This is a genomic window from Acinetobacter sp. (assembly GCF_045628685.1).
GTDB lineage: Bacteria > Pseudomonadota > Gammaproteobacteria > Pseudomonadales > Moraxellaceae > Acinetobacter.
This window is the reverse complement of sequence record NZ_JAZQPV010000136.1, coordinates 25,157-49,848: the sequence shown is the minus strand read 5'-3', so window position 1 is coordinate 49,848 and position 24,692 is coordinate 25,157. Positions and strand designations below refer to the sequence as shown.

The following is a 24,692-nucleotide window of genomic DNA, read 5'->3' as shown; positions in this document are numbered from 1 at the left end:
GAGGATATAAGCCCATGGATTTTGATTTTAATTTAATCCTTGTACCAGCCACATTGATTTTCTTTTTGGTGTGGTTATTGGATAAGTTTGTTTTTAAACAAAGACAGACTCTAGGCAAGGATAATGAAAATTTCATTATCACATGGGCGTATGACTTTTGGCCGGTGTTGGCCGTTGTCCTGATTCTGCGCTCATTTTTATACGAACCTTTTAATATTCCATCAGATTCTATGGTCCCAACCTTAGAAACTGGCGACTTTATTCTGGTCAATAAATTTAATTATGGAATACGATTACCTATCGTCAATACAAAAGTGATTGATGTGGGTGAACCAGAACGCGGTGATGTGATTGTATTCCGCTATCCACCGCAACCGACCATTAGCTATATTAAACGTGTAGTTGGTTTGCCCGGTGATCATATAGTTTATGATCATGGACAGCTTTCAATTAACGGGAATAAGGTTGCTAAAGTTCCGGTTGAATTTAGCCGTGAAAAAGATATTTTAGATACACCTGCGTCGATTTACCATCAAGAAACATTGGGTAAACATAGCTTTAAAATGCGTGAGCTTGAAGATGTAAATGTCGCACGACAAGCACCATTTATTAATTATGTTGAAAATGGTAAATACTCGGCTGAAAATGGTTTATATTGGGAAGTCAAAGTTCCACAAGGCCATTACTTCGCGATGGGGGATAATCGTGATCAAAGTGCTGACAGTCGTTTTTGGGGCTTTGTACCAGAAGAAAACTTAACGGGTCGTGCATTCTATATTTGGATGCATAAAGAGCCTGGTTTAAAATTGCCGTCATTTAACCGTAACGGTAAAATTGATTAAGCATGAATGGAAAAATAACAAATGCGTAAAAATCAACAAGGTGCATCTTATATTGCAATTTTGATTGCAATTATTGGTTTTGCATTTTTAGTAAAAATTGCAATTGCGGTTTGGGGACCGTATGTAGATGATCGAATGATCGATAATCAGATTACGGAATTAATGCAAAGTAGTCCAAAAAACATTGCTCCTTCTGAGTTTGAGACAAAGATGGGACAGCGTTTCGATATGAATGGTATACGTGATATCAATTTTAAAGATGTTGCAAAAGTCGTCAATACTGATGGGCTACAAGTGAAAAAAGATTATGAGATAAGAAAGCCATTCTTACTCAATATAGATTTAGTGTTAAAGTTCGAGAAAAGTTTTGATCAAAGGTCAGTCCAAACTAAGTGATATGCACTTAGTCAACCGTATCGGTTATCAGTTCAAACAGCCTGAATTATTGCAGCTTGCACTGACACACCGATCGGTGAGTCATAAATCTAATTATGAGCGTCTGGAGTTTTTAGGCGATTCGTTATTAGGGATGATCATTGCCCATTATTTGTATCAAGCCTACCCTCATGAAAATGAAGGGCGTTTAACGCGTATGCGTGCCACATTGGTTCGTCAAGAAGCATTAGGCAAAATTGCAAACGATTTAAAACTTGGTCCGTGCTTAATCTTAAGCACAGGTGAGTTGAAATCGGGTGGACATCATCGAGAATCTATTCTTGCTGATACTGTAGAAGCGATTATTGGTGCAATTTATGTCGACTGCAATGATTTAAAAGTCTTGCAGGAGATTGTACTCAAATGGTACATACCATATTTAGATCATATTGAGCCTACAGACCAACTCAAAGATCCCAAATCGCGATTACAGGAATATTTACAAGCTCGTAAAAAGCCTCTCCCTATTTACGATGTTGTGGATATTCAAGGCGATGCCCCGAATCAGCATTTCAAAGTGGAATGTATTATCGAGGGCTTGCCTGTATTGTACGGTGAAGGATCCAGTCGTCGCTTTGCTGAGCAAGCAGTAGCGGCAGATATCTTAAAACAATTGGAGCAGTAATCTGCATGACCACACATTCTGATCACATCGATGCTGATCACGAGCCGCAAAGCAACGGCAATGACCTGATTAATGATTTTTTCAGTTCACAAGGCACAACCATTCCTAAAGATTTCAAAAGTGGATTTGTAGCCATTGTTGGACGTCCGAACGTGGGTAAATCTACGTTAATGAATCATATTTTAGGTCAAAAACTTTCGATTACCTCACGTAAACCACAAACTACTCGCCATAAGATTGTCGGTATTGATACGCGTGAAAAATCTCAGGCAGTCTTTGTTGATACGCCAGGGATGCACAAGAAAGAAGTTCGTGCCATCAATAAAATGATGAACCGTGCAGCAAGTTCGGCACTGCGTGATGTAAATCTGGTGCTGTTCGTTGTTGATGCCCAAAAGTGGACTCAAAATGATGAGTTGGTTTTGGAAAAACTGAAAAATGCTGAAATGCCAGTGATTTTAGTGATTAACAAAATCGATACTTTTGAAAATAAAAACAGTGCCTTGCCATTGATTCAAGAACGCGCGAAGTTGATGAATTTTGCAGAAATTGTTCCTGTTTCAGCTTTGCGTGCATCAAATCTTGATCATTTACGTGACACGATTGAAACCTATTTGCCGTTTCAGCCACCTTTATATGCATTGGATCAAATTACCGATCGTTCAGAGCGCTTTCTTGCCTCTGAAGTGATTCGTGAAAAGATCATGCGTCAGTTAGGTGAGGAACTTCCGTATGATTTAACCGTGCAGATTGAGTCGTTTAAGACTGAAGAAGCAACGATTAACGAAAAAACAGGTCGTCCAAAACCTGCCTGTACCTATATCGATGCGACGATTTTTGTTGATCGCCAAGGCCAAAAAGCCATTGTGATTGGTGAGAAGGGCGCGAAGCTAAAAAAAATCGGTATGGATGCGCGCGCGGATATGGAAAAAATGTTCGAACAAAAGATCATGCTGACACTTTGGGTTAAAGTGAAAGGTGGCTGGTCTGATGACGAACGTGCATTGAAAAGTTTAGGTTATAGCGATATCTAAACGGTTTAGATAAGTAACGCTTTTATAGGGAATAGTGATGATCAAAGTATTGGCAGTGGTAGTATGTGTTTTATTTCTGCAAGGCTGTGTTCATAAACTTGTCACTGTCCCTGTAAAAGTGGCTTATAAAACCACGAAGGGCGTAGTTAAAGGAACTGCTGCTGTCGTGGGGGCGGTCATTCCTGATGGGGATGATGAAGAAGATTCTAAAAAGAAAAAAGACTAGATTTAATTATTCATGCGAAATGAAGAGTTGCATGGCTATTTAATCCATCACCGTAAATACCGTGAGCGCAGTCATATCGTGCATTTGTTTACACAGGAGCATGGTCGCGTTGATGGAATATTAAGACAAACTCCACCTCCGCAATATCAACCGATTTGCTTGCAGGCTTCAGGAAAATCCGATCTTAAAAATTTCACCAAACTTGAAATTGTCAATCAGCCGGTTTTTTTCTTTGGTGATGCCTTCTTTTCTGGCTTTTATTTGAATGAACTTATTCTTCGTTTATGTCCAGTTGAAGTCGAAATGCCACAGACCTTTGTGCAATATCATCTGACCTTGCAACAACTGCAGCAATTGGCGCAGCACGAAAATCCTCATGTTTTTCTCAGACAAATTTTGCGTCAGTTCGAGCATGCCCTGTTAGAAGAGCTCGGCTATGCACTCGACTTTAGCACCGATGCTCAGCAGCATGAGATTCAAGAAACACAGCACTATATATTTCAGCTCAATGAGGGTTTTATCCCAACCGCACAACAGTCACGCTCAACTTTAGCAGGACAGCAAATTCTGTCGATGCGTGATTATGAAAAGGGTAGGGATTTTAATCCGGAGCAGTTACAATTGTTGGCGCAACTGTATCGGCAGATGATCACCTCTCTTTTGGGAGACCGACCGCTTAAAAGCCGGCAATTGTGGGTTCAAAATACTCAATCTAAATCTTAATTTTTAATCATGGTTAGGAAATTGTTATGGCTGCTTTGCTTGGTGTAAATATTGACCATGTGGCGACATTGCGACAGGCGCGTGGAACTACTTATCCAGATCCAGTCAATGCTGCATTGATTTGTGAACAAGCCGGCGCAGAAGGGATTACTTTGCATCTGCGTGAAGACCGTCGTCATATTCAAGATGATGATGTGCGTCGTATGCGTCCGTTATTGAAAACGCATATGAATCTGGAAATGGCAGTGACTCCTGAAATGGTTGAATTCGCCAAAGAAATCAAGCCGCATCATGTTTGCTTTGTTCCAGAAAAACGTCAGGAAGTGACCACTGAAGGTGGTCTGGATGTTGTAGGTCATTTTGAAGATGTCAAAGCAGCAACCCAAGCCTTGACTGCGATTGGTTGTGAAGTGTCTTTGTTTATTGATGCCGATATTGCACAAATTGATGCCGCAATTGCCTGTGGTGCACCGACCATTGAAATCCATACCGGTGCTTATGCCGATGCAAAAACAGCAGAAGCACAACAGCACGAACTTGAGCGTATAGTTCAAGGTGCAGAATATGCAGCCTCTAAAGGCTTGCTGGTGAATGCAGGACATGGCTTAAACCTTGAAAATGTCACGCCAATTGCGCAAATTCCACAAATTCATGAACTCAATATTGGTCATTCCATTATTGCCGATGCTGTATTTATCGGTTTGGCTCAAGCTGTTCAACAAATGAAAGCTGTTATTAAATCAGCAAGATAAGTTTTTAGAATTATGTCGTTAATAAATTATGATGATCTTATGAAGCCGGTTCTTGGCTTCTTGGGATGTGAAACGCCTAAAGCATGGTTAGATGAGGCAATGAATAACTTAGAGTTGCTCATGCAAGATCATGCCAATTGTGAAAAGAAAGCAGCAGGTACTGCCATGAACCTGATGTTTCGCTATACCTTCTTTACAGATTTACAGGTTAAGCTGGCACAGTTAGTGCGTGAAGAAATGCTGCACTATGAACAAGTGCTTGAACTGATGACCAAACGCGGACAGGAATGGCAATCGATTAGTGCGGGCCGTTATGCTGGTGGATTGCGTAAAGAAGTACGTACTTATGAGCCTGAAGCTTTAATCGACATTATGGTGATTGGGGCTTTTGTAGAAGCGCGTTCATGTGAGCGTTTCTATGCGCTTGCACCGCTGGTAGATGAAGACTTGGGTAAATACTACCGTTATCTTCTCAAGTCTGAATCTCGTCACTTTGAAGATTATTTGGCATTGGCACTGGATGTCGCTCAAACGTCAAAGTTAAAAAACCCTAAAGAAGATATTCAGCAGCGTATTGCGCACTTTCGTGAAGTGGAAAAAAACCTGATTTTAACTCCAGATAATTTATTCCGCTTTCATAGTGGTGTGCCGAGTAAAGCGGCTTAATCTATAGTTTTTATTTATAGTTCTTTAAAAATCCTCTATTTGAATAGGGGATTTTTTATATCTGGTCATTTTAGAATCTTGAAAATAAAAATGCCAACCTAAGTAGATTAGATTGGCATCATTAAATCAGGCTAATTTTTATTTAGGCTGAATTAAGCTTCAATGGTTTGAACGGCAATTTTCTTGGCAGGATCGGCTTTACGACGTACTGCTGGAACAGGTTCGCCATAATATTGACGGTCAGCAAAGTAACTTGAACGAACCATCGGTGCAGCCCAGATATTTCTGAAACCGAGCTTTTGGCCGTGTGCGGTATAGCGTTCAAATTCTTCTGGAGTAACGAAGCGGTCGATGGGTGCGTGTTGCTTAGAAGGCTGTAAATACTGACCGATGGTGATGTAGTCCACATCATGTGCACGAAGATCATCAAGTAGAGCCAGCACTTCTTCTTCAGTTTCACCTAGACCTACCATCAAACCACATTTGGTTGGAACGTCAGGGCAGTACTCTTTAAACATTTTAAGCAGGTCTAATGAGTGCTGATAATCAGAACCTGGACGCATCGCTTTATACAAACGTGGCACAGTTTCAATGTTGTGGTTAAATACGTCTGGTGGGCATTCCGTCATAATGCGTAAAGCCACATCCATACGACCACGGAAATCTGGAACTAGAATTTCAAGTAGCGTTTTCGGGCTTAAATCACGTGCTTCTTTAATGCAGTCTACAAAGTGCTGAGCACCACCATCGCGAAGGTCATCACGGTCAACAGAGGTGATCACTGCATATTTCAGACCAAGATTGGAAATCGTTTCTGCCATATGACGTGGTTCATCAGGATCAAGTGCATTTGGACGACCATGTGCCACATCACAGAAAGGACAGCGACGGGTACAGATATCACCCATAATCATAAAGGTTGCTGTACCACCGCCAAAACATTCTGGTAGGTTAGGACACGCCGCCTCTTCACACACTGTATGTAATTTTTGTGCGCGTAACGTAGTTTTAATGCGTTGAACTTCATCAGGAGCCGCCATTTTGACGCGAATCCAATCCGGTTTGCGTGGCGTTTCAACCGTAGGAATAACTTTTACAGGAATACGAGCGACTTTCTCTGCGCCACGAAGTTTGACACCCTGTTCTGGTTTACGGTTTTCAGACATATTCAACTTTCCACTGTTTTTGACGGGGGAGATGCGAGACATAATAGCCCTGTTATTATAGCGAACTTGGGCTCAAATAGGGCAAAAACGATATTCATTTAAAAAATGTTGTTATCACTCAATATATGTCAGCTAAATACACCCAATGCACGGGAATTACGTCATAATATAGCTTAGATTGATTAAAGATAGATTTTGATTAAAGGAGCGTTGAATGCCACGTAAAAAAGAGGTCGTTAGTGGAACTTTCGTCAAATATGATGCGGTAGTTCTCGGTTCAGGCCCTGCTGGTGAAGGCGCAGCAATGAAACTTGCTAAATCAGGCAAGCGTGTTGCAATTGTTGATATTCGTGAGCAGTTGGGTGGTAACTGTACGCATGTAGGAACCATTCCAAGTAAAGCATTACGTCAAACCGTATCGAGCATTTTACGTTACCAACGTGATCCAATGTTCCAGAAAGTGGGCGACTGGAAACAGTTCACTATGAAACAAGTATTACGTAATGCTCATAAAGTGATTCAACAGCAGGTTGAAACCCATTCTCGTTTTTATGACCGTAATAAAATTGATATTTATCATGGTCGTGCCTACATTCAAGATAAAAATACCGCACTGATTTTCAGTGAGGATGGTATTAAAGAAACTATTATTTTTCAGCAGTTGGTGATCGCGACAGGTTCGCGTCCATACCGTCCAGCGGCGCTTGATTTTAATCATCCACGTGTATTTGATTCAGACAAAATTCTGGAGCTGGATTTCTCGATTCAAAAAATTATCATTTACGGGGCCGGTGTTATTGGTTGTGAATATGCGTCGATCTTCATTGGTCTGGACCATAAAGTTGATTTGATTAATACCCAGCACAAATTACTCAGCTACCTCGATGACGAAATTTCTGATGCCTTGTCTTACCGTTTGCGTGAACAGGGCGTATTGATTCGCCATAATGAACAACTGGATCATCTTGAAACCTTTGATGATCACGTGGTGATGCATTTACAAAGTGGCAAGAAAATTAAAGCGGATGCCATTTTGTGGTGTAACGGTCGTTCGGGTAATACCGATGGTTTAGGCCTTGAAAATGTCGGCATTCAACCAAACAGCCGCGGTCAGTTAACTGTAAATGATCAATATCAGACGGAAGTGGAAAATATTTACGCTGCCGGTGATGTAATTGGCTGGCCATCGCTTGCTTCTGCTGCTTATGACCAAGGTCGTTGTGCAGGTTCAAACATGAGCGGTGAACATGTGGCACCGGTTAAGGATATTCCGACAGGTATTTATACCATTCCGGAAATTTCATCGATTGGTAAGACGGAACAGCAGTTAACTGAAGAAAAAATTCCTTATGAAGTCGGTCAAGCGTCTTTCCGTCATCTGGCTCGGGCACAAATTACCGGTGACACTGTGGGTGAGTTGAAGATTCTGTTCCATCGTGACACGCTGGAAATTTTGGGCGTACATTGTTTTGGTAACAATGCTTCTGAAATTATTCACATTGGTCAAGCAGTGATGAAGAGTGGTAACAACACGATTAAATATTTTGTTGAAACCACTTTTAACTATCCGACTATGGCGGAAGCGTATCGTGTAGCAACATTAAATGGTATGAACCGTTTATTCTAAGTTCAAGCTTTGGTTTAGATAAAAACCCGCAAGTGAAGATTTGCGGGTTTTTTGATTCAGGTCAGTGAAATCAAATCAGTTTAATCAAAGAAAATCACTATCAGCGGGATATATTGAAAATTTCTCTTTCAACTAAGACTAATAAGAGAGCAATCAGGCTGCCATTTTTCGGCATTCTTCCGCACATTGATGGCAGGCTTCGGCACAGCGCTGACAATGTTCATCCTGATGCTTGCTACATTCTTCCATGCAGTATTCACACATTTTGGCACATAAGGCGCAAATCTCTTGCCTAAAAGGCGACTGTTTCTGCTCCATACGGGCACAGAGCTGACAGATGTCGGCACAATCCAGACAACGCTGAATACACTCGCGCATCATCTCCAAATGTTCTTCTTTTAGGCAGGCACTGGCACAGGTGGTACAGGCCAGAGAGCAGTGCATACAGGCTTGAGCACAATCTGAAAAATGGCTATTATTCATATTTTCTCCTTGAAGTGATGCATTTTAATCATTGAATACGTTAATCAGAAAAAGAAAAATACACCAGATCGATTGGGTGAGGAAAAGTAAATAAAGCAGGGATTTTGTTAAACTATTATTTTATAAAAATGGATTTTCTCAATCATTTTAATTTTGCAGATAAGGGGTGTGAGCAGAGCATGATTTATTTCAAAATTTATTTCAAAAAATCACCATTGAGCTGGTCATTCTCAATGGTGAAATATAAAGATCAAAGATCAAAGATCAAAGATCAAAGATTAGAGGTCATGAGTTAAATCATTTTAGATAATTTGATTAAATTTTTTTTTATCTTTATTTCTTATTAAAAAGGACGGCTCCCTGCCAGACTGATCCGTTTTAGTAATCGGCGTTGATCGGAAGGAAAAGGACGACGCGAGTGTAAAGTCACCTGATTATCCCAAAACACGATATCGCCAATTTCCCATTGATGTTCATAACGGAATTCAGGCTTTAAGATATGCTCGTGCAATGAAGCGATTAATTCACTACCTGCTTGATCGTCATAATTCACCAATTCCACTTCACTTCGTGTATTTAACCAAAGCGCTTTGCGACCACTTTCAGGATGGGTGCGTACCAGAGGATGTGGATAAGCGTGGCCAATAATCGGTTGATCTTTAAAACGATATAAAGGACTTGTGCCATAACCATTGCTATCATGGTCTTGAAGCTGTTGTCGACGGACAAACGGGTTGTAGGTAATTAATTGCAACTCATCAATATGTTTTTGAGTGTCACGGTCTAAAGCCTCATAAGCCTTAATGGTGTTGAACCATGAGGTTTGACCGCCATCTTCTGGAAGTTCAATCGCATAGAGTAAGGAACCGAAAGAGGGTTGTGGCGTCCATTGATGATCGGCATGCGGTGAAAGTTCGCCATGACCGGTGTAATCGCCTTGACCCACGGCATTCGACACCGGAATCACATCGGGTGGCGTGCCCGTATCTGATTGAGTGGCAAGTACTGGATTGTCTGCACTGGGGCGGAATATAGAGCCAAAATAACTGGTGAAAGCCAAGTACTACAAATCATCTAATGTCTGTTTTTTGAAAATTAAAATCAAGTGCTCAGCCAGGGCTTGTTTCAGCCGGTGAATCGTTTCACCGGCTTGTGCTTTACGGGCATCCAAACCAAAAACAACGGCACCTAATGCTTCACCTTGTAAGGGAATAATGCTGATTTCTTCTGGGTTTTGAAATTGTTCTTTCTGATGCCAACGTGGTGCATCATGAATGGCTTGGGATAGTTGGGTGAGGCTGGTCATCTTTTTCTCAAATTATTTTGCTGTGAAAAAAATCTAATCAAAAATGATCCAGATACCAAATCAAAAGAAGTGCTAAACTTATGAAATAACAACGAAAAATAATTAAATTTATGATTATTAAACTTTTAATATAAACAGCAAAATAAAGCAGTTTTTTTGCTGTTTAAGTGCTGATTTTTAAGCATTAATGGGGGCAAAATGCTTGATTGAAATATTCAAACAGTTGCGGGGTTTTAAACCACAATAGAATGGCTAAACTGATTAATCCAATCACAACCACGGCAATCATGGCTTTTAATCCAAATAGAGAATCAGTCATGAATCACAGCCTCCTCATTGACGAAAAAATGCACCACGATACCCAAGAGACTCAGCAAGATCGAAAACATCCACACCATATTGTAGTTGCCAGTCATGTCGTGATTGACACCACCGAGCCATCCGCCAAAAAATGAACCGACTTGATGGGTAAAAAATACGATGCCACTGAGCATGGAGAGGTATTTAACCCCAAACATATTCGCCACAATGCCATTGGTGAGGGGCACGGTAGAGAGCCAGAGTAATCCCATAATGACGCCAAAGGCATAAATTGTCCATGTGGTTAAAGGCAGTGCCAAAAAGCCAATAATTGTAATTCCACGTAAGCCATATAAACCCATCAGTAACTTAGGCTTGGAGTATTTTCCGCCCAGCCAGCCTGCGCTATATGTTCCGACAATATTAAATAAACCGACTAAAGCCAGGAAAATGGTGCCGGTGGTTGCATTAAATCCGTGATCAATCAGATAACCGGGTAAATGAATGCCAATAAATACAACTTGGAAACCACAAACAAGAAAGCCCAGAGCTAAAAACCAGAATGGTGGATAGTTTTTGGCAATCACCAAAATTTGTTTAAAACTTAAAGCGGGTGTGTTTGCGAGAGCAGATGGGTTAGAAGCAACATACATCGGCGCTTTTAACATTGATGCCAAAGGAATAATCAGGGCAATAAAAATGGCGCTGACCACCAATGCTGCTGACCAACCCATATTTTGTAAAAGCAGCAGGGTTGATGGCAACATGATGAATTGCCCAAAAGAACCTGCGGCACTGGCAATTCCCATTGCAAGGCTACGCTTTTCAGGATGTGCGGCACGTCCTACAGCAGAAAGTAGGATGGGGAAAGATGTTGCAGAGAGGGCTAAACCTAAGATTAAACCCACGCTTAAATTTAGCATTAAGCCGGTGGAGCTGACTGCCATAAGCAATAAACCAATGCTGTATAAGGCTCCGCCTACGGCCACCACAATTTTACTGCCATACTTATCTGCAAAAGCACCGGTAATGGGTTGTACAGCACCCCAGATTAAGTTTTGCATTGCAATAGCAAGACTAAAGACATTATGTCCCCAGCCAAACTCATGGCTCATAGGGACCAGATACAAACCAAAAGCATGACGTACCCCGAGGGATAATGCCAGAATCAATGCACTTCCAATTAACATGTAAATAAGAGGCTTGGAAAAACGTGTGTCTGACATAATTCATCCATGTTGCAATTGTGAAATTGATAGGTTATTAGATTCTGAATAGCGAAGCGATTAAATAAAATTTAAACAAATGATAAAATTAAGTTATATAAAGTTTTATGAAATCAAAAAAAGACGACATAAAGCCGTCATTTTTTCTTAATAAAAAACTTAGAAGCGAATTCCTACACCTGCGTAAGCCAATATTGGGTTAATTTCGATATCGGCCTTAGAACGGATTAATTCACCGTGAGTGGCATCAGTCACGGTAATGGTGGTTTCATTTTTCATATGCGCATAGGAAACTGAACCAACTGCAAACCACTTGTCATTAAAGTCATAAGTAAAGCCAAGCGTTGCGATAGGCACAATCGCATCGGTGGCCTCTAGGTCAACCTGAGGATTGGCTTTGCTCAGTTTACCCTCTAGAGCAGCGCCGGCATTACCTTCTTTAATATTGGCAATCATATGGCCTGACGCAATTAAGTCCTGTTCGGTGCGTGGGTTGATTTCCAGCTCATTGAAATAAGCATACATGACGCCTAAGCCTACATAAGGGCGGAATTTATTGATCCCAGTTTTACCAAAATGGTATTGGAATTCAAAGGCAGGCGTCCAGGCTCGTGCTGTAGCAGCGGAACCATTGCCTTCTAAATCAGTGATAAAAATATCATTTTGTAGATCAATATTTAAAAATTCTAGAGGTAAATTGCCAATTTGGGGTGTAGCAATGGCAGAAAAGGGTGCGTAAATTTTGCCTTTACCTTGCAAGTCAACTTTAGGAGGAATACCGGCTTTCATTTCAAAGGAAACATGATCGGTAAAGAAATAATTGGTCAAAATGCCAAGAGTCGTGACATCATCTGCCTCTAAGCCTGTCCCGGGGTTATTCCATTCCTCTAAACCTTGAATTTTTGAACTGCCACTGAGTTCACTACCTAATTCACCGCCAGTAAAAAAACCTAAAAATTTTAATGCTGCAGCAAGGCCATCTTGGTCAATACTAGAATTCAGGTTGTTCAATACGGTATTGACTTGAATATCGCCATTTTGGGAAATTTCACTATTTTTAACAGCAGTATTGACTTGGAAGGGCTGAGCTTTACCTTGAGGCATGACATGTAGTGCACCGACAGAAACAGAAAAACGTTTAAATCCATCGCCATCTTTTAAACTAAAATAGGGTGAATCGGCATAACTGATTGCAGGTAAAGCAACAAGAGACGACATAATACAAAGTAGCGACTTTTTCATTCAGGGACTCCATGTCCATTTTACATTTTTAAGTTTTTTTCTAATTTTTATTATATGGTTGAAAAATCACCTAAATGTTATTTAAAAATATAATTCTGGTTGTGTTCCTGTAATATTTTTGCTTATTTGTTATCAATAACATAGGAAAGAATAATTTTTTGTAACTTAATTTTTTTTGCTTATTAGTAAAATTATTAAAGGTTTAAGTGAAGGATAATGACGCGAATATTTAGATATTTTTAACGCATTTTAAGCACGATTTTAAAACTGATGGACAATATAAAATGCTATTCAGGTGTGGGTGATGTATGAAATAAAAGGGCGCAATATGCAGGATCTAAAATCGTATCTCGCACTTGGAGGCATTTTTCCGTACAATATGTCTCAGAAATCCTTGAGTGAATCACATGAGCACCCAAAATACTCCCAAGAAAAAACCATTGATCAATTTGCCTTTCCCGATTAAAAAAGAGAATGAGCAAAATGCGGATGAAGTGTTAGAAGAACTGCGCCCGCGTCCACAGCGTTATGCTGATCGTACCTGGATGCCACCTCGCGGTACACGCCGTTCGATGGGAAAGCGTTAAGTTTTCAAATAAAAAAAGCCATGGTTTTTGCCATGGCTTTTTTTATTTGAGTCAGGTGATACAGGACGTTTGATCAAATATCATTAAGTGTTGGTTTTCTTCTATTGTGGTTTAGATAATAATTTCTTTTGTCCTGATACATCGCCATGTCAGCACGTTTTAGCATATCTTCCATACGTTCATCCGCATAATTGGTCGCATAACCTATGGACAGGCTGATGGGTTGAGTAGAATAAAACTGGTTATCTACAAATAAAAGTTCTTGCAGGCTTTGCAAACAGTTTTGTAGTGCCGCTTCATCAGCACCTGGTAGCAGGATGACAAACTCGTCACCTCCAATCCGACAGGCAGAATACAGGGTTTGCTGAATCACCTGATTCAATACGTTGCCCATACGTTGTAATAAACCATCACCCGCATCGTGACCTAAACTGTCATTCAGTTCTTTTAATCCATTGATATCAATAAAAATACATGATACCGGACGCTGCATATTGCGTTGTAATCGATTTAATTCAGTTGTATAAAAAGAACGGTTATACAGTTTGGTCAGCACGTCATGCTTGCCTAAATATTCCAGATATTTTTCAGCTTTTTTTCGCGCAGTGATATCTGTGAGCGCAACCTGAACCATTCCCCAATTATCCAGATAATCGGGGAATACGGTAAATTGCAGCAATACATGGCGGATGCTGCCATCAAGTGCATAATTTACAGCTTCACGCTGATGATGAATATTGCCATTCCAAAGCTCAATCAATTGCTCTCGAAAAGTTTGGGTCATTTCCTGGGCAAAAACTTTATGCATATTTTTAAATAATGTGTCTTTATTGGGTGCACCAAATAACTCCAGTGTTGCCTGATTGACATCAATGAGCAGAATGTCTTTGATGCATTCATAGACAAAGTCATTATGCACGTCTAAAAAAGTTGGAAAGTCTTCAATACCCAAATCCCGTAATTTGTCTAATTTAAATTTGATCCGGCTGAAATCTTCTACCCAAAGTGAAGTGGGTGAATAAATAAAGCGGGCTTCCGCGAGATGTCGACTTTTTTCTTCAAGACGGCAGGCCTCGGTATAAGAAGTAATATCTTCAGTGGTAATTAACAGCAGCGATAAATCATGTTCATGTTCTGGCAGTACAATGCCTTTGAGCTGGATATCCAGACGTTGGCCCGTCAGTGTGTAGTTTACTGCGGAATTGGAAAACTGGGTTTCGCCATTCCATAAAGCGAGCAGTTCCTGGACATGGGTTTTGCGCATATCTTCTTTAAAAACCAACTCAAGATTTTGATGTAAATGATCAAAGTCCTTGGCCTCATATAGCTCCAGAGTTTTGGAATTTACTTTTAATAATTTAATTTTTCTTGCGCATTCAAGAATGTGGAATTCATCTTCCTGTAGAAAACTTAATAGATCGTACACACCCTGTTCACGCCAGAGATCAAATTGTTTTTTAACTTCGCTATAGTCTTCAAGCCACATGGCAATGGGTGATAATTCGAAAAAAGGGGAATCCAACATTTCCATTACACGAGCTCGGCATTTTTATTTAAATTTAAGAGGGCAGTATAAAGATAAAAAAATGATTTTAAAATAAAGTGATAAGTAAAAAATTTTTTATATTTATGATGATTGGTTTAAAAAAATATTCAATTGCATCATTAAAAAAGCCAATTCAAGAATTGGCTTTTTTAAGTCAGATTAGAAAGTTAGCGATTTTTTCGACGGGCTTTATTTTCAGGTCTTGGGGCAGGAATTTCCCGTTCGCCTAGCCACACATCAATAAAATCTTTTTCATTAATGTTATAAAGTTCAAGTAAAGCTAAAATTACGCCGCCAAAAATCATTGGGCCTTCAGAGTTACTGTGCCATTCGAATATTTTGCCATTTAACCCATGTAAGATATCTGAAATTTCAAAACTACGATCACGGCCATTGCTATCTGTTGGGTAGATTTGCGTATTTAAAATAATTCTTGCGGCACTTTTTTCATTTTCAGATAAATCTAGGTGGGTAATTACCTCATCATCATGTGTTGAAAAAATCACATCATCGTTAAAAACCGTTCTTAAGAAATGACGGGTCAGCTTTGGTAAGGTTCTTTCTACAAAGGGGCGAAATGAACTTGGGAAAATCACATTATGTGAAATGCCCTTAAACATTGGCGCAATCTCTTCAGTTTTATAACCTGCAATCCCACAACCCACCGCGGTAATAAAATAGGTCATCTTGGGATGGTTTTTGGCGTAAATCTTGAAATCATCAATATAGTGTTGAATTTGTGACAAGGGCATTTGTTGCAGATGCTCATTCATGGTCGGAATGGCGTAGCTTTGGCCTGACCAACCGCGACCGACACCTGTCACCGCACCAAAGTGCTCAAGCGCAGTACGTGCAGCTCCACCTCCATGCAGTCCTGCCATATTGCTGCCAAAAACAAACACAGTATCTTCAGGTAAGCTTTTTATAATATTTTCATCGTGATAGTGATATGACATAGGTGTATACAATCGTGATGGTCTTTCTTCATGTTGCAATTGAAAGAGCCGATGGTCAAGCGAAAGATCAGTATTTTTAAATTTAGTCTACAGATTATAATGAAGATTAAATTTTTAACCTATTTCAAGCATATTAGTTAAGAAAAGCTCATTGAGGAACCACGCTTCATTGTCGTGATTTAAGCCTGCCAAGACATAAAAATAAAGAGGGGAATGTAAAAAAAATTTAAAGCTGTGAAATACACAAATATAAATATCCCGATATTGCATGTTGAGCTTTAGCCCTCATATTATTGGAATTGTATTATTGTATAGAAGCTGAAAAATATGTCGGATAGTCAACAACCTTTTGAATTAGTGACCAGCTATCAACCTGCGGGTGATCAGCCGCAGGCCATTGAGAAACTGGTCAGTGGTATTGAAAAAGGCTATCACGACCAGTTGCTATTAGGGGTAACAGGTTCGGGGAAAACCTATACCATGGCCAACGTCATTGCTCGGACCCAACGCCCCACCATTGTCATGGCACACAATAAAACCTTGGCTGCACAGTTATATGGCGAATTTAAGTCATTTTTCCCGAATAATGCAGTTGAATATTTTGTCAGTTATTATGATTACTATCAGCCAGAAGCCTATGTTCCGTCTTCCGATACCTTTATCGAAAAAGATTCTGCCATTAATGATCATATTGATCAGATGCGCCTTTCAGCAACGCGGGCATTATTAGAACGTCGCGATGCCATTATTGTGGCTTCCGTTTCTGCAATTTATGGTTTGGGTGATCCCAATGCCTATATGAGCATGCTGCTGCATATTGTGCAGGGTGATCGAATCAGTCGTGATGACATTATTCGCCGTCTGGTTGAGATGCAATATACCCGCAATGAACTTGAATTTTTACGTGGCACTTATCGTATTCGCGGGGAAATCATGGATATTTTTCCAGCCGAATCGGATCAGGATGCAATTCGTATTGAACTGTTTGATGATGAAGTTGATTCAATTCGCTGGTTTGATCCATTAACTGGGAAAATGGTACGTAAAGTACCGCGTGTGACGATTTATCCAAAAAGTCATTATGTGACACCGAAAGATAACTTGCAGCGTGCTATTGGCACTATTCGTGAAGAACTGAAAGAGCGTTTGGTTTTCTTTCGTGAGCATGACAAATTACTTGAAGCGCAACGTATTGAACAGCGTACCCGTTATGATCTGGAAATGATGCAGCAGTTGGGTTATACCAACGGGATCGAAAACTATTCACGTCATTTGTCTGGTCGTCCGTCGGGGGAAGCACCGCCGACCTTGTTTGATTATATTCCTGACGATGCTTTACTGATTATTGATGAATCACATGTCACGGTTCCGCAAATTGGTGCAATGTATAAAGGTGACCGTTCACGTAAAGAAAATCTGGTGAATTATGGTTTTCGTTTGCCGAGTGCTTTGGATAATCGTCCAATGCAATTTGAAGAATGGCAGCGTATAGTTCCAACCACCATTTATGTCAGTGCCACACCGGCAAAATATGAGCTGGAAAGATCTGAGCAAATTGCGGAGCAGGTAGTTCGTCCAACCGGTCTGGTCGATCCTGAAATTGAAATTCGTCCGGTACTGACCCAAGTCGATGATGTGCTTTCAGAAATCAATTTGCGTAAAGATCTGGATGAACGTGTATTGGTCACCACCTTAACCAAACGTATGGCAGAGGATTTAACTTCTTATTTAAAAGAATATGGCGTTAAAGTCGCTTACCTGCATTCGGATATCGACACTGTAGAACGGGTAAAGATTATTCATGACTTACGTTCGGGTGTGCATGATGTGCTGGTGGGCATTAACTTGTTACGTGAAGGTCTGGATATGCCGGAAGTATCTTTGGTGGCAATTCTGGATGCCGACAAGGAAGGCTTCTTGCGTTCTGAACGTTCACTGATTCAGACTATTGGTCGTGCCGCGCGTAATGTGAAGGGTAAAGCAATTTTATATGCTGACCGCATCACCGATTCCATGCGAAAAGCGATTGATGAAACTGACCGACGCCGTGCCAAGCAGATCGAGTTTAATACCTTGCATGGGATTACGCCGCGCAGCACCAAGCGTCAAAACAATAAGGATATTGATACCGGTGAAGTGCTGACAGATGATCAGATTGATGAAAACATCTCGGATCAGGCACGTGCTTTAAGTGCGGATGAACGCCATATTCTGGCTGATCCTAAGTTGCTGGCGAAACACATGTCTAAACTGGAAAAAGAGATGTTGAAAGCATCAAAAGAGTTGCAGTTTGAACAGGCAGCACGACTGCGTGATGAGATTGTTCGTTTAAAAGCACAGCTGCTAAGTTAAGGATGAATGAAGTAGAAACTTAATTTTTACTGCAAAATCATTACATAACGCTACAGTATCAGTCAGCTGGAATGGGTTATTTTTAAATTGATATTTATTTTATAACTTTGAAATAACTTTTAAATGTTGACTGGAAAGGTAGCTTTATGACAAAAAATGATCTTCCTAAAGCAGGCTTTAAGCTAGCTAAAATTGCAGTTGGAGGCGCCGTGCTCATTGGTTTGGGTATGGCAACCATGGCTTATGCACAAACCAAATCATTACCTACCGTTGAAAAAGTTGAATTGGATAGATATCTCGGGGTTTGGTATGAAGTTGCGCGCAAGCCGATGTACTTTCAAAATAAGTGTGATCGTGATGTATCTGCGACCTACACGCTCAATGAAAATGGCAATGTTGGGGTAGATAATCGTTGCTATACTAAAGATGGAAAATCAACCCATTCTGTCGGTGAGGCATTTATTCAAAATGCGCCATTTAACACCAAGCTGAAGGTCAGTTTCTTGCCAGAATCTATTCGCTGGTTACCAGTCGGGCGTGGTGATTACTGGGTGCTAAAAATTGACGATGCTTATCAAACTGTATTGGTGGGTGAGCCACGTCGCAGATATTTATGGGTGTTGTCCCGTTCAGCCCACCCGGATCAAGCAGTAGTCAAGGAATATCTGGATTATGCCCAATCGCTAGGTTACGACATTGGTGATGTAATTTATACCAAACAGACTCAAAAATAATCTTGAATGATTAAGTGATCAAACCATGCTTCGGCATGGTTTTTTTATTGAAGGGTCAATTTTAAAGGGGAATTATCAAGTTTTCTTGAAAGGTCATGTTTATAATGCAGGCGAGATAAATCCAGAGATACAAAATGTATAAAGGCGTAGCCTTGTCTGTATTGGCATCGGTCACTTTTGGGGTTTTGTATTTCTACACCCAATTCTTAAAACCTTTAGATAGCGAGCAGACTTTTGCCTGGCGTATGTTGGCCACACTGCCATTTTTAACTTTATTTATGTGGTGGACCGGTGATTTAAAACATATCGCAGAAATTTTTAAACGTATTTTTAAGCAACCGACTTTTCTAATCTGGCTGATCATCAGTTCACTTTTATGCACGACCCAGCTTTGGTTGTTCTTATGGGGACCAATTAACGGACGTGGTCTGGAAGTCTCTTTAGGGTATTTCTTGTTACCCTTGGTGATGGTGCTGATTGGTTGTGTACTTTACAAGGAAAAACTGTCCAAATGGCAAATTGCTGCGGTAGTTTTTGCCAGTATGGGGGTAGGACATGAATTATGGCGCATCGGCAGTATTGCCTGGGAAACGGTATATGTTTCCGTTGCCTATCCTGTTTATTTCTTTTTGAGACGTGCTTTCAAAACTGACCATTTGGGCGGATTTTGGTGGGATTTATTGTTAATTGTTCCCGTCGCCATTTATTTGGCGGCGGTATATAGCGACTCCTTTGTACTAATTGGTCAATTTCCCTGTTTAATCTGGGCGGTTTTGGGATTAGGCCTTTTAAGTGCCTTGGGACTGGGAAGTTATATTCTGGCAAGCCGTTATTTACCTTTTGTTATATTTGGATTGCTAAGCTATCTGGAACCGGTATTGCTGGCTTTTGCCTCCATTGCTTTAGGGGAAAGGGTAGAAGCGGCAGAATGGTTTACCTATATTCCAATTTGGTTTGCAGTGTTACTTCTGGTAATCGAAGGTTCAATTCATCTGGTCAAGCAACGGCAGAAGCAAAAGGTTTTAGTGCAAAATCTGGAAAATTATGAAGATCGCTTAAAGTAAGCGGTCTCTACTTTTGCGTTTTGTTTGATAAAGCAACATTTAAACTGAATATATAGGTTGAAGATGAAATACGGTGGTTGATGGCTTTAGGTAAGAAAATCATAAAAATAATTACAACTATTTTGTCAATTTATAATGAATATATAGCAAAATGTGCCGGTCAGAATGAGCTTTTGATTCAAACTTCCCGAGAATTCCTTTACAATTGTCGGGTTTTGAAATTTATGCCTAGATATACAATTAATTAGAGGACGTATCTGTGAGCAAAGAGACTATCATCGCCCTACATGCAGATCACCAAGGTCGCTGGAAAAACCGTGAAGAAATCGCGGAACATATGATTGCCTTAATTGGTCAGTTGTATCGTGAAAAAAATATCGTGACTTCTGTATTTGGTCGTTCTTTAGTTAACCGTTCAGTCATCCAGATTTTAAAAGCACACCGTCGTACCCGTGTGATGGATGTTGAACTTTCTGTGGTTAACACTTTTCCAATCTTAGAAGCATTGGCTAAAGTTGAGGAAATTGGTTCTGCTGAAATCGATCTAGGTAAACTAGCTGTTGAATTTAAAGAAAAAGGTGGCGACATTGATGCATTTGTTGCGGATGCCGTTAAATCTTTAAAAGGTAATCCTGCAACTGTTGAACCTAAAGATGTTGTTCTTTATGGTTTTGGTCGTATCGGTCGTATCCTTGCTCGTTTGATCATTGGTCAATCAGGTCTGGGTCGTGGTTTAAGCCTTAAAGCAATCGTTGTTCGTAAATCATCTGATGGTGATTTGGAAAAACGTGCCTCTTTACTTCGTCGTGACTCAATTCACGGACCATTTGCAGGTACCATTTCTGTAGATGAAGAAAACGAAGCCATTATTGCCAACGGTAACTTCATTAAAGTGATTTATGCTTCAAGCCCAAGCGAAGTGGATTACACTGCTTTTGGTATCAATAACGCTCTAGTGATTGATAACACAGGTAAATGGCGTGATGCTGAAGGTCTTGCTGAACACCTGAAATGCCCAGGCGTTGCTCGTGTGGTATTGACGGCTCCAAGTAAAGGCGAAATGAAAAATGTAGTGTATGGCGTAAACCATACTGACATTTTAGATGAAGACAAAATCATTTCTGCCGCAAGCTGCACCACAAATGCAATTACACCAGTATTAAAAGTGTTAGATGACAAATACAAAGTGCTTAATGGCCACGTTGAAACGGTTCACTCTTTCACTAACGACCAAAACTTGATCGACAACTACCACAAGGCAGATCGCCGTGGTCGTGCTGCGACTTTGAACATGGTGATTACTGAAACGGGTGCTGCGAAAGCGGTTGCTAAAGCCCTTCCTGCGCTTAAAGGCAAGTTGACTGGTAACTCTGTACGTGTTCCAACGCCTAACGTATCATTGGCTATTCTGAACTTAACTCTTGATAAAGAAGTTGATCGTGAAGAAGTGAACGAATATATCCGTCAAATCTCGATCAACTCTAGCCTTCAAGGTCAAATCGGTTATACAAATTCGACTGAAGTTGTGTCGAGTGACTTTATCGGTTCACGTACTGCAGGTGTATTTGATGCGCAAGCAACAATCACTTCCGGCAATCGTTTAACTGCTTATGTTTGGTACGATAACGAAGTAGGTTATAGCTGCCAGGTATTGCGTATCGCTGAACAAATGTGTGGCGTAAGCTATCCAAAAGTTCCTGCTGAAACAAATGCATAATTTGTAAAGTAGTATAAAAAAGAGCCTCATTTGAGGCTCTTTTTTATGTTAAATCAAAATGATGCAAGTAATGATTTAACGGTTGCTTCAATTGAGGTTGTCGGGTGTTTCAGTAAATTTTCCAAATCTTTACTCTCACTGAAAAATGCTCCACGAGTTGCTTCAATATCTGCCTCAACCATTGTGCCAGCTAAGCTTTCAGGTAATCCGGCCTGTAGAAGCATTTGTTTGTAATCTTCAGCACTTAAGTTCTTATAAACGACAGGTTTTGAGCTGATTTCAGAAATTGTTTTAGCCAAAGCGTCCAGATTGAATGCTGTAGAACTCGCCAATTCATATGTTTTATTGTCATGAACTGAGCCAAGAAGCACGTTCGCTGCAGCTTCTGCATAGTCCTGACGTGGAGCAGCGCTGATAAGCGCATCCTGAGCAGCACCATATAAAATACCTGATTCAATAGTGTGTTGAATGTCAGCTAGATAGTTCTCGATATACCAGTTGTTTCTTAATAAGGTATAACTTAAGCCACTGTTATGGATCAATTGTTCTGTTTCACGATGTTCCTGTGCAAGACTGAGCTGGGAGGTATCTGCACGCAATAAACTGGTATAGGCAATATAGGGAACTTGAGCTGCAACAGCAGCATCAATTACCGCTTTGTGTTGCGGTGTCCGCCGACCAATTTCATTGGCAGAAATTAAAAGTAATTTATCGATCCCTTGAAGTGCAGGCTGAAGAGACTCGATCTGATCATAATCAAAATGGCGAACTTCAATACCTTGTTTTTGAAATGATTCAGCTTTTTTTACATTACGCACCAAGGCAACAATATTGTTTGCAGGTGTTTGACTAAGTAGATGTTGAATAACCAAGTGACCGAGATGACCAGTTGCACCAGTAATTGCGATTTTCATTTTTTAATCTCGCTTTTTTTGATGAATAAATATTAATCTGATAACTTACTCAATTTAAGCCCATACTAAAAAGTAAGCTTATTACTAGAAGGGAAGATTTTTATGTCTGCTTATGAAACCAGTAAATTATTGGGGCAAGTTTTATCTACTGATTGTCCTTCTCGAGAAATATTAGAACATATCGCCAATAAGTGGTCTGTTTTAGTTTTGCGTTGCCTGAGTGAGGGTGTGCATCGTTTTAGCGAGCTGAAACAGCGAATTGAAGGGGTGAGTGAGAAAATGTTGGCGCAAACCTTAAAGGTATTGGAAAAAGATGGTTTCCTGATTCGTACGGTTTATCCCGTTGTGCCTCCTAAAGTGGAATATCAGTTAACGATAACCGGTTCACAAGCGGCTGAAAAAATTATGTATTTGATCGGCTGGATTGAGAAAAGTCTGCCAGAAATTTTAGAAAATAAACAACCTGTTGCTCAATAATAGTAGTGAATCATTTAAATAATTGATGAGGTATTTAAAGCGTGAGACGTTTATTTAAAAGGGGTGATTTATTGAGACAAGTTCAATAAATGAATTTTTACAAAATCTAGGAACGGAAGCTTAGAAATGGAAGGGATAGATTTAAGAGAATAATTTAAATGAAAATATCTCGCTCTTATTTTTAGCTATTTTTAAATTTATGATTGCAAATTTTGAATTAAAATTTACTTGAATGATTAAAAAATTAAGTTTGTGAAATTTATTCTAAAAATAAGTTGCATAGCTAAGTAAATGGTTTCTTTTGATTTTCTAATTGGATAATCGAACTCGGCTAGCTAATATCGGTCCAGTTCAAGCTAAATTCATCTGAACAATACTAAAAATCATGTAATGCTGAATAATACTATTCGAGAAATTTTGTAAAATATGGCAGAATATGCGGTTTTAAAGTATTTAGAGGATTGGCAATATGCGCTTTGTTGATGAAGCAGTCATTACCGTAGAGGCTGGCGACGGTGGCAATGGCGTAGCCAGTTTTCGCCGTGAAAAATTTGTACCATTTGGTGGCCCAGATGGTGGTGATGGTGGTCGTGGCGGTAACATTTATGTTGAAGCCGGTAACGACACCACCACTCTTGTAGATTATCGTTATACACGTCGATTCCGTGCAGAACGTGCTAAAAACGGTCGTGGTGCGAACTGCGCAGGCCGTGGCGGTGAAGACACCGTATTAAAGGTTCCAGTAGGAACCACAATTGTTGATACAGAATCAGGCGATATCATCGGCGACTTGGTTACTGATGGCCAGCGTGTATTGGTGGCAGCAGGCGGTGAAGGTGGTTTGGGTAATACTCACTTCAAATCATCTACAAATCGCTCGCCACGTAAGTGCACAACGGGTACCAAAGGTGAATACCGTGAAATTCGTTTAGAGCTTAAGGTTCTGGCGGATGTTGGTTTGCTGGGTATGCCCAATGCAGGTAAATCTACATTTATTCGTGCAGTATCAGCAGCAAAACCAAAAGTTGCAGATTATCCATTTACCACAATGGTTCCAAACCTGGGTGTTGTGGATGCAGATAGCCATCGTTCATTCGTCATGGCAGATATTCCAGGATTAATCGAAGGTGCGTCGGAAGGTGCAGGACTAGGTATTCGTTTCCTTAAACATTTGGCACGTACCCGGATTTTGTTGCACATTGTAGATGTTCAACCGATCGATGGCTCAGATCCTGTTCATAATGCCAATGCAATTTTACAAGAGTTGAAGAACTTCTCTCCAACTTTGGCAAAATTGCCAGTTGTGCTTGTGTTGAATAAAGTTGACCAGCTTGACCCGGATACCAAAGAAGAATGGTGTAACCATCTTCTGGAAGAAATGAAATGGGAAGGTCCGGTATTCCAAACTTCTGGCTTGATGTCAGAAGGGACGAAAGAGGTTGTTTATTACCTGATGGATCAAATTGAACAACAACGTGAACGCGAAGTTGAAGATCCTGAATACGCAGCAGAAATGAAAGCATTCCGTGATCAGCTTGAAGCTGAAACACGTGAACAGACCATTGCAGCGAAAGAAGCTTATCGTGAAATGCGTCGTCAACAGCGTCTTGCAGGTCTATTGGCTGAAGAAGAAGACGATGAAGATGATGAAGACGACGATAACGATGTGGAAGTGTTTTACGTACGTTAAGC

The 24,692-nt window shown here is 40.3% G+C and carries 24 protein-coding genes and 1 pseudogene; 16 read left to right on the top strand and 9 right to left on the bottom strand.

The genetic code is table 11. The features are described 5' to 3' along the window. Window positions 1-14 precede the first annotated feature (14 nt). Genes lepB through ACKI4H_RS18200 form a run of 8 tightly spaced genes read left to right on the top strand, consistent with a single transcriptional unit; the run spans window position 15 to window position 5,303 of the window. Entirely contained in the window at window positions 15-842 is an 828-nt protein-coding gene (lepB, locus tag ACKI4H_RS18235; protein ID WP_407308301.1) for a signal peptidase I, read from the top strand. A 21-nt stretch (window positions 843-863) separates the two neighbouring features. Then, window positions 864-1,238 carry a DUF4845 domain-containing protein gene (locus ACKI4H_RS18230; RefSeq protein ID WP_407308299.1) on the top strand — a complete coding sequence of 125 codons (375 nt, stop codon included), beginning with the start codon at window positions 864-866 and terminating at the stop codon, window positions 1,236-1,238. After that, window positions 1,210-1,902, top strand: coding sequence for a ribonuclease III (gene rnc, locus ACKI4H_RS18225; RefSeq protein ID WP_407308297.1), 693 nt, complete (start codon window positions 1,210-1,212; stop codon window positions 1,900-1,902). The genes ACKI4H_RS18230 and rnc overlap by 29 nt, the downstream gene beginning before the upstream one ends. 5 nt (window positions 1,903-1,907) lie before the next feature. Next, complete coding sequence (era, locus tag ACKI4H_RS18220) at window positions 1,908-2,936, top strand: GTPase Era (protein ID WP_131382886.1); 1,029 nt, start codon at window positions 1,908-1,910, stop codon at window positions 2,934-2,936. A gap of 37 nt (window positions 2,937-2,973) precedes the next feature. After that, entirely contained in the window at window positions 2,974-3,162 is a 189-nt protein-coding gene (locus tag ACKI4H_RS18215; protein WP_131382885.1) for an NF038104 family lipoprotein, read from the top strand. Between the two features lie 12 nt (window positions 3,163-3,174). Then, entirely contained in the window at window positions 3,175-3,885 is a 711-nt protein-coding gene (gene recO, locus ACKI4H_RS18210) for a DNA repair protein RecO (RefSeq protein ID WP_407308294.1), read from the top strand. A gap of 26 nt (window positions 3,886-3,911) precedes the next feature. Beyond that, a complete protein-coding gene (gene pdxJ, locus ACKI4H_RS18205; protein ID WP_407308292.1) occupies window positions 3,912-4,637 on the top strand; it encodes a pyridoxine 5'-phosphate synthase in 726 nt (241 codons plus the stop codon). 12 nt (window positions 4,638-4,649) lie between these two features. Next, a complete protein-coding gene (locus ACKI4H_RS18200; protein WP_407308289.1) occupies window positions 4,650-5,303 on the top strand; it encodes a tRNA-(ms[2]io[6]A)-hydroxylase in 654 nt (217 codons plus the stop codon). Between the two features lie 152 nt (window positions 5,304-5,455). Here ACKI4H_RS18200 and lipA read toward each other — a convergent pair whose 3' ends face one another. Next, a complete protein-coding gene (gene lipA / locus ACKI4H_RS18195) occupies window positions 5,456-6,469 on the bottom strand; it encodes a lipoyl synthase (protein WP_171537883.1) in 1,014 nt (337 codons plus the stop codon). Between the two features lie 214 nt (window positions 6,470-6,683). Here lipA and sthA point away from each other — a divergent pair, with 214 nt between their 5' ends. After that, window positions 6,684-8,096 (top strand): Si-specific NAD(P)(+) transhydrogenase, encoded by a 1,413-nt coding sequence (gene sthA, locus ACKI4H_RS18190; RefSeq protein ID WP_407308287.1) that lies wholly within the window; start codon window positions 6,684-6,686, stop codon window positions 8,094-8,096. A gap of 153 nt (window positions 8,097-8,249) precedes the next feature. On the opposite strand, the gene ACKI4H_RS18185 is transcribed toward sthA, so the two are convergent. From ACKI4H_RS18185 to ACKI4H_RS18165, 5 genes and pseudogenes are all read right to left on the bottom strand, one after another. After that, window positions 8,250-8,579, bottom strand: a complete 330-nt coding sequence (locus ACKI4H_RS18185; RefSeq protein ID WP_407308285.1) for a four-helix bundle copper-binding protein — start codon at window positions 8,577-8,579, stop codon at window positions 8,250-8,252. A 343-nt stretch (window positions 8,580-8,922) separates the two neighbouring features. Continuing rightward, window positions 8,923-9,885, bottom strand: a pseudogene (locus tag ACKI4H_RS18180) (TauD/TfdA dioxygenase family protein). 184 nt (window positions 9,886-10,069) lie between these two features. After that, window positions 10,070-10,204, bottom strand: a complete 135-nt coding sequence (locus ACKI4H_RS18175) for a hypothetical protein (RefSeq protein WP_407308282.1) — start codon at window positions 10,202-10,204, stop codon at window positions 10,070-10,072. Continuing rightward, the gene (locus ACKI4H_RS18170; protein ID WP_407308279.1) at window positions 10,197-11,411 is read right to left on the bottom strand and encodes an MFS transporter; all 1,215 of its coding nucleotides are present in this window, start codon (window positions 11,409-11,411) and stop codon (window positions 10,197-10,199) included. Before ACKI4H_RS18170 ends, ACKI4H_RS18175 begins: the two co-directional genes overlap by 8 nt. A gap of 159 nt (window positions 11,412-11,570) precedes the next feature. After that, window positions 11,571-12,653, bottom strand: a complete 1,083-nt coding sequence (locus ACKI4H_RS18165; RefSeq protein WP_407308277.1) for an OmpW/AlkL family protein — start codon at window positions 12,651-12,653, stop codon at window positions 11,571-11,573. 407 nt (window positions 12,654-13,060) lie between these two features. On the opposite strand from ACKI4H_RS18165, the gene ACKI4H_RS18160 reads away from it, so the two are divergent. Beyond that, complete coding sequence (locus tag ACKI4H_RS18160) at window positions 13,061-13,240, top strand: hypothetical protein (RefSeq protein WP_131268877.1); 180 nt, start codon at window positions 13,061-13,063, stop codon at window positions 13,238-13,240. 73 nt (window positions 13,241-13,313) lie between these two features. On the opposite strand, the gene ACKI4H_RS18155 is transcribed toward ACKI4H_RS18160, so the two are convergent. Next, the gene (locus ACKI4H_RS18155; RefSeq protein ID WP_407308275.1) at window positions 13,314-14,771 is read right to left on the bottom strand and encodes a diguanylate cyclase domain-containing protein; all 1,458 of its coding nucleotides are present in this window, start codon (window positions 14,769-14,771) and stop codon (window positions 13,314-13,316) included. A gap of 182 nt (window positions 14,772-14,953) precedes the next feature. Beyond that, complete coding sequence (locus ACKI4H_RS18150; RefSeq protein ID WP_407308273.1) at window positions 14,954-15,742, bottom strand: hypothetical protein; 789 nt, start codon at window positions 15,740-15,742, stop codon at window positions 14,954-14,956. A gap of 327 nt (window positions 15,743-16,069) precedes the next feature. Here ACKI4H_RS18150 and uvrB point away from each other — a divergent pair, with 327 nt between their 5' ends. From uvrB to ACKI4H_RS18130, 4 genes are all read left to right on the top strand, one after another. After that, on the top strand, window positions 16,070-18,094 hold the full coding sequence (gene uvrB / locus ACKI4H_RS18145) for an excinuclease ABC subunit UvrB (protein WP_407308270.1): 2,025 nt from the start codon (window positions 16,070-16,072) through the stop codon (window positions 18,092-18,094). A gap of 146 nt (window positions 18,095-18,240) precedes the next feature. After that, on the top strand, window positions 18,241-18,828 hold the full coding sequence (locus ACKI4H_RS18140; RefSeq protein ID WP_407308268.1) for a lipocalin family protein: 588 nt from the start codon (window positions 18,241-18,243) through the stop codon (window positions 18,826-18,828). 134 nt (window positions 18,829-18,962) lie between these two features. Continuing rightward, window positions 18,963-19,892: an EamA family transporter RarD gene (gene rarD / locus ACKI4H_RS18135; protein ID WP_407308266.1), complete on the top strand. Its 930-nt coding sequence runs from the start codon at window positions 18,963-18,965 to the stop codon at window positions 19,890-19,892. A gap of 259 nt (window positions 19,893-20,151) precedes the next feature. After that, window positions 20,152-21,609 (top strand): glyceraldehyde-3-phosphate dehydrogenase, encoded by a 1,458-nt coding sequence (locus ACKI4H_RS18130; RefSeq protein WP_407308264.1) that lies wholly within the window; start codon window positions 20,152-20,154, stop codon window positions 21,607-21,609. Window positions 21,610-21,662: 53 nt separating this feature from the next. On the opposite strand, the gene ACKI4H_RS18125 is transcribed toward ACKI4H_RS18130, so the two are convergent. Next, window positions 21,663-22,523, bottom strand: coding sequence for an SDR family oxidoreductase (locus ACKI4H_RS18125; RefSeq protein WP_407308262.1), 861 nt, complete (start codon window positions 22,521-22,523; stop codon window positions 21,663-21,665). A 102-nt stretch (window positions 22,524-22,625) separates the two neighbouring features. Here ACKI4H_RS18125 and ACKI4H_RS18120 point away from each other — a divergent pair, with 102 nt between their 5' ends. Further along, window positions 22,626-23,000 carry a winged helix-turn-helix transcriptional regulator gene (locus tag ACKI4H_RS18120; protein ID WP_407308259.1) on the top strand — a complete coding sequence of 125 codons (375 nt, stop codon included), beginning with the start codon at window positions 22,626-22,628 and terminating at the stop codon, window positions 22,998-23,000. A 469-nt stretch (window positions 23,001-23,469) separates the two neighbouring features. After that, the gene (cgtA, locus tag ACKI4H_RS18115) at window positions 23,470-24,690 is read left to right on the top strand and encodes an Obg family GTPase CgtA (RefSeq protein WP_131268885.1); all 1,221 of its coding nucleotides are present in this window, start codon (window positions 23,470-23,472) and stop codon (window positions 24,688-24,690) included. Window positions 24,691-24,692 lie beyond the last annotated feature (2 nt).

What these genes read in the sequence shown, in the direction of transcription:
- lepB (WP_407308301.1), top strand. Translation starts at nt 15, where the DNA reads ATGGATTTTGATTTTAATTTAATCCTTGTACCAGCCACATTGATTTTC.
- ACKI4H_RS18230 (WP_407308299.1), top strand. Translation starts at nt 864, where the DNA reads ATGCGTAAAAATCAACAAGGTGCATCTTATATTGCAATTTTGATTGCA.
- era (WP_131382886.1), top strand. Translation starts at nt 1,908, where the DNA reads ATGACCACACATTCTGATCACATCGATGCTGATCACGAGCCGCAAAGC.
- ACKI4H_RS18215 (WP_131382885.1), top strand. Translation starts at nt 2,974, where the DNA reads ATGATCAAAGTATTGGCAGTGGTAGTATGTGTTTTATTTCTGCAAGGC.
- recO (WP_407308294.1), top strand. Translation starts at nt 3,175, where the DNA reads ATGCGAAATGAAGAGTTGCATGGCTATTTAATCCATCACCGTAAATAC.
- pdxJ (WP_407308292.1), top strand. Translation starts at nt 3,912, where the DNA reads ATGGCTGCTTTGCTTGGTGTAAATATTGACCATGTGGCGACATTGCGA.
- ACKI4H_RS18200 (WP_407308289.1), top strand. Translation starts at nt 4,650, where the DNA reads ATGTCGTTAATAAATTATGATGATCTTATGAAGCCGGTTCTTGGCTTC.
- lipA (WP_171537883.1), bottom strand. Translation starts at nt 6,469, where the DNA reads ATGTCTGAAAACCGTAAACCAGAACAGGGTGTCAAACTTCGTGGCGCA.
- sthA (WP_407308287.1), top strand. Translation starts at nt 6,684, where the DNA reads ATGCCACGTAAAAAAGAGGTCGTTAGTGGAACTTTCGTCAAATATGAT.
- ACKI4H_RS18185 (WP_407308285.1), bottom strand. Translation starts at nt 8,579, where the DNA reads ATGAATAATAGCCATTTTTCAGATTGTGCTCAAGCCTGTATGCACTGC.
- ACKI4H_RS18175 (WP_407308282.1), bottom strand. Translation starts at nt 10,204, where the DNA reads ATGACTGATTCTCTATTTGGATTAAAAGCCATGATTGCCGTGGTTGTG.
- ACKI4H_RS18170 (WP_407308279.1), bottom strand. Translation starts at nt 11,411, where the DNA reads ATGTCAGACACACGTTTTTCCAAGCCTCTTATTTACATGTTAATTGGA.
- ACKI4H_RS18165 (WP_407308277.1), bottom strand. Translation starts at nt 12,653, where the DNA reads ATGAAAAAGTCGCTACTTTGTATTATGTCGTCTCTTGTTGCTTTACCT.
- ACKI4H_RS18160 (WP_131268877.1), top strand. Translation starts at nt 13,061, where the DNA reads ATGAGCACCCAAAATACTCCCAAGAAAAAACCATTGATCAATTTGCCT.
- ACKI4H_RS18155 (WP_407308275.1), bottom strand. Translation starts at nt 14,771, where the DNA reads ATGGAAATGTTGGATTCCCCTTTTTTCGAATTATCACCCATTGCCATG.
- ACKI4H_RS18150 (WP_407308273.1), bottom strand. Translation starts at nt 15,742, where the DNA reads ATGTCATATCACTATCACGATGAAAATATTATAAAAAGCTTACCTGAA.
- uvrB (WP_407308270.1), top strand. Translation starts at nt 16,070, where the DNA reads ATGTCGGATAGTCAACAACCTTTTGAATTAGTGACCAGCTATCAACCT.
- ACKI4H_RS18140 (WP_407308268.1), top strand. Translation starts at nt 18,241, where the DNA reads ATGACAAAAAATGATCTTCCTAAAGCAGGCTTTAAGCTAGCTAAAATT.
- rarD (WP_407308266.1), top strand. Translation starts at nt 18,963, where the DNA reads ATGTATAAAGGCGTAGCCTTGTCTGTATTGGCATCGGTCACTTTTGGG.
- ACKI4H_RS18125 (WP_407308262.1), bottom strand. Translation starts at nt 22,523, where the DNA reads ATGAAAATCGCAATTACTGGTGCAACTGGTCATCTCGGTCACTTGGTT.
- ACKI4H_RS18120 (WP_407308259.1), top strand. Translation starts at nt 22,626, where the DNA reads ATGTCTGCTTATGAAACCAGTAAATTATTGGGGCAAGTTTTATCTACT.
- cgtA (WP_131268885.1), top strand. Translation starts at nt 23,470, where the DNA reads ATGCGCTTTGTTGATGAAGCAGTCATTACCGTAGAGGCTGGCGACGGT.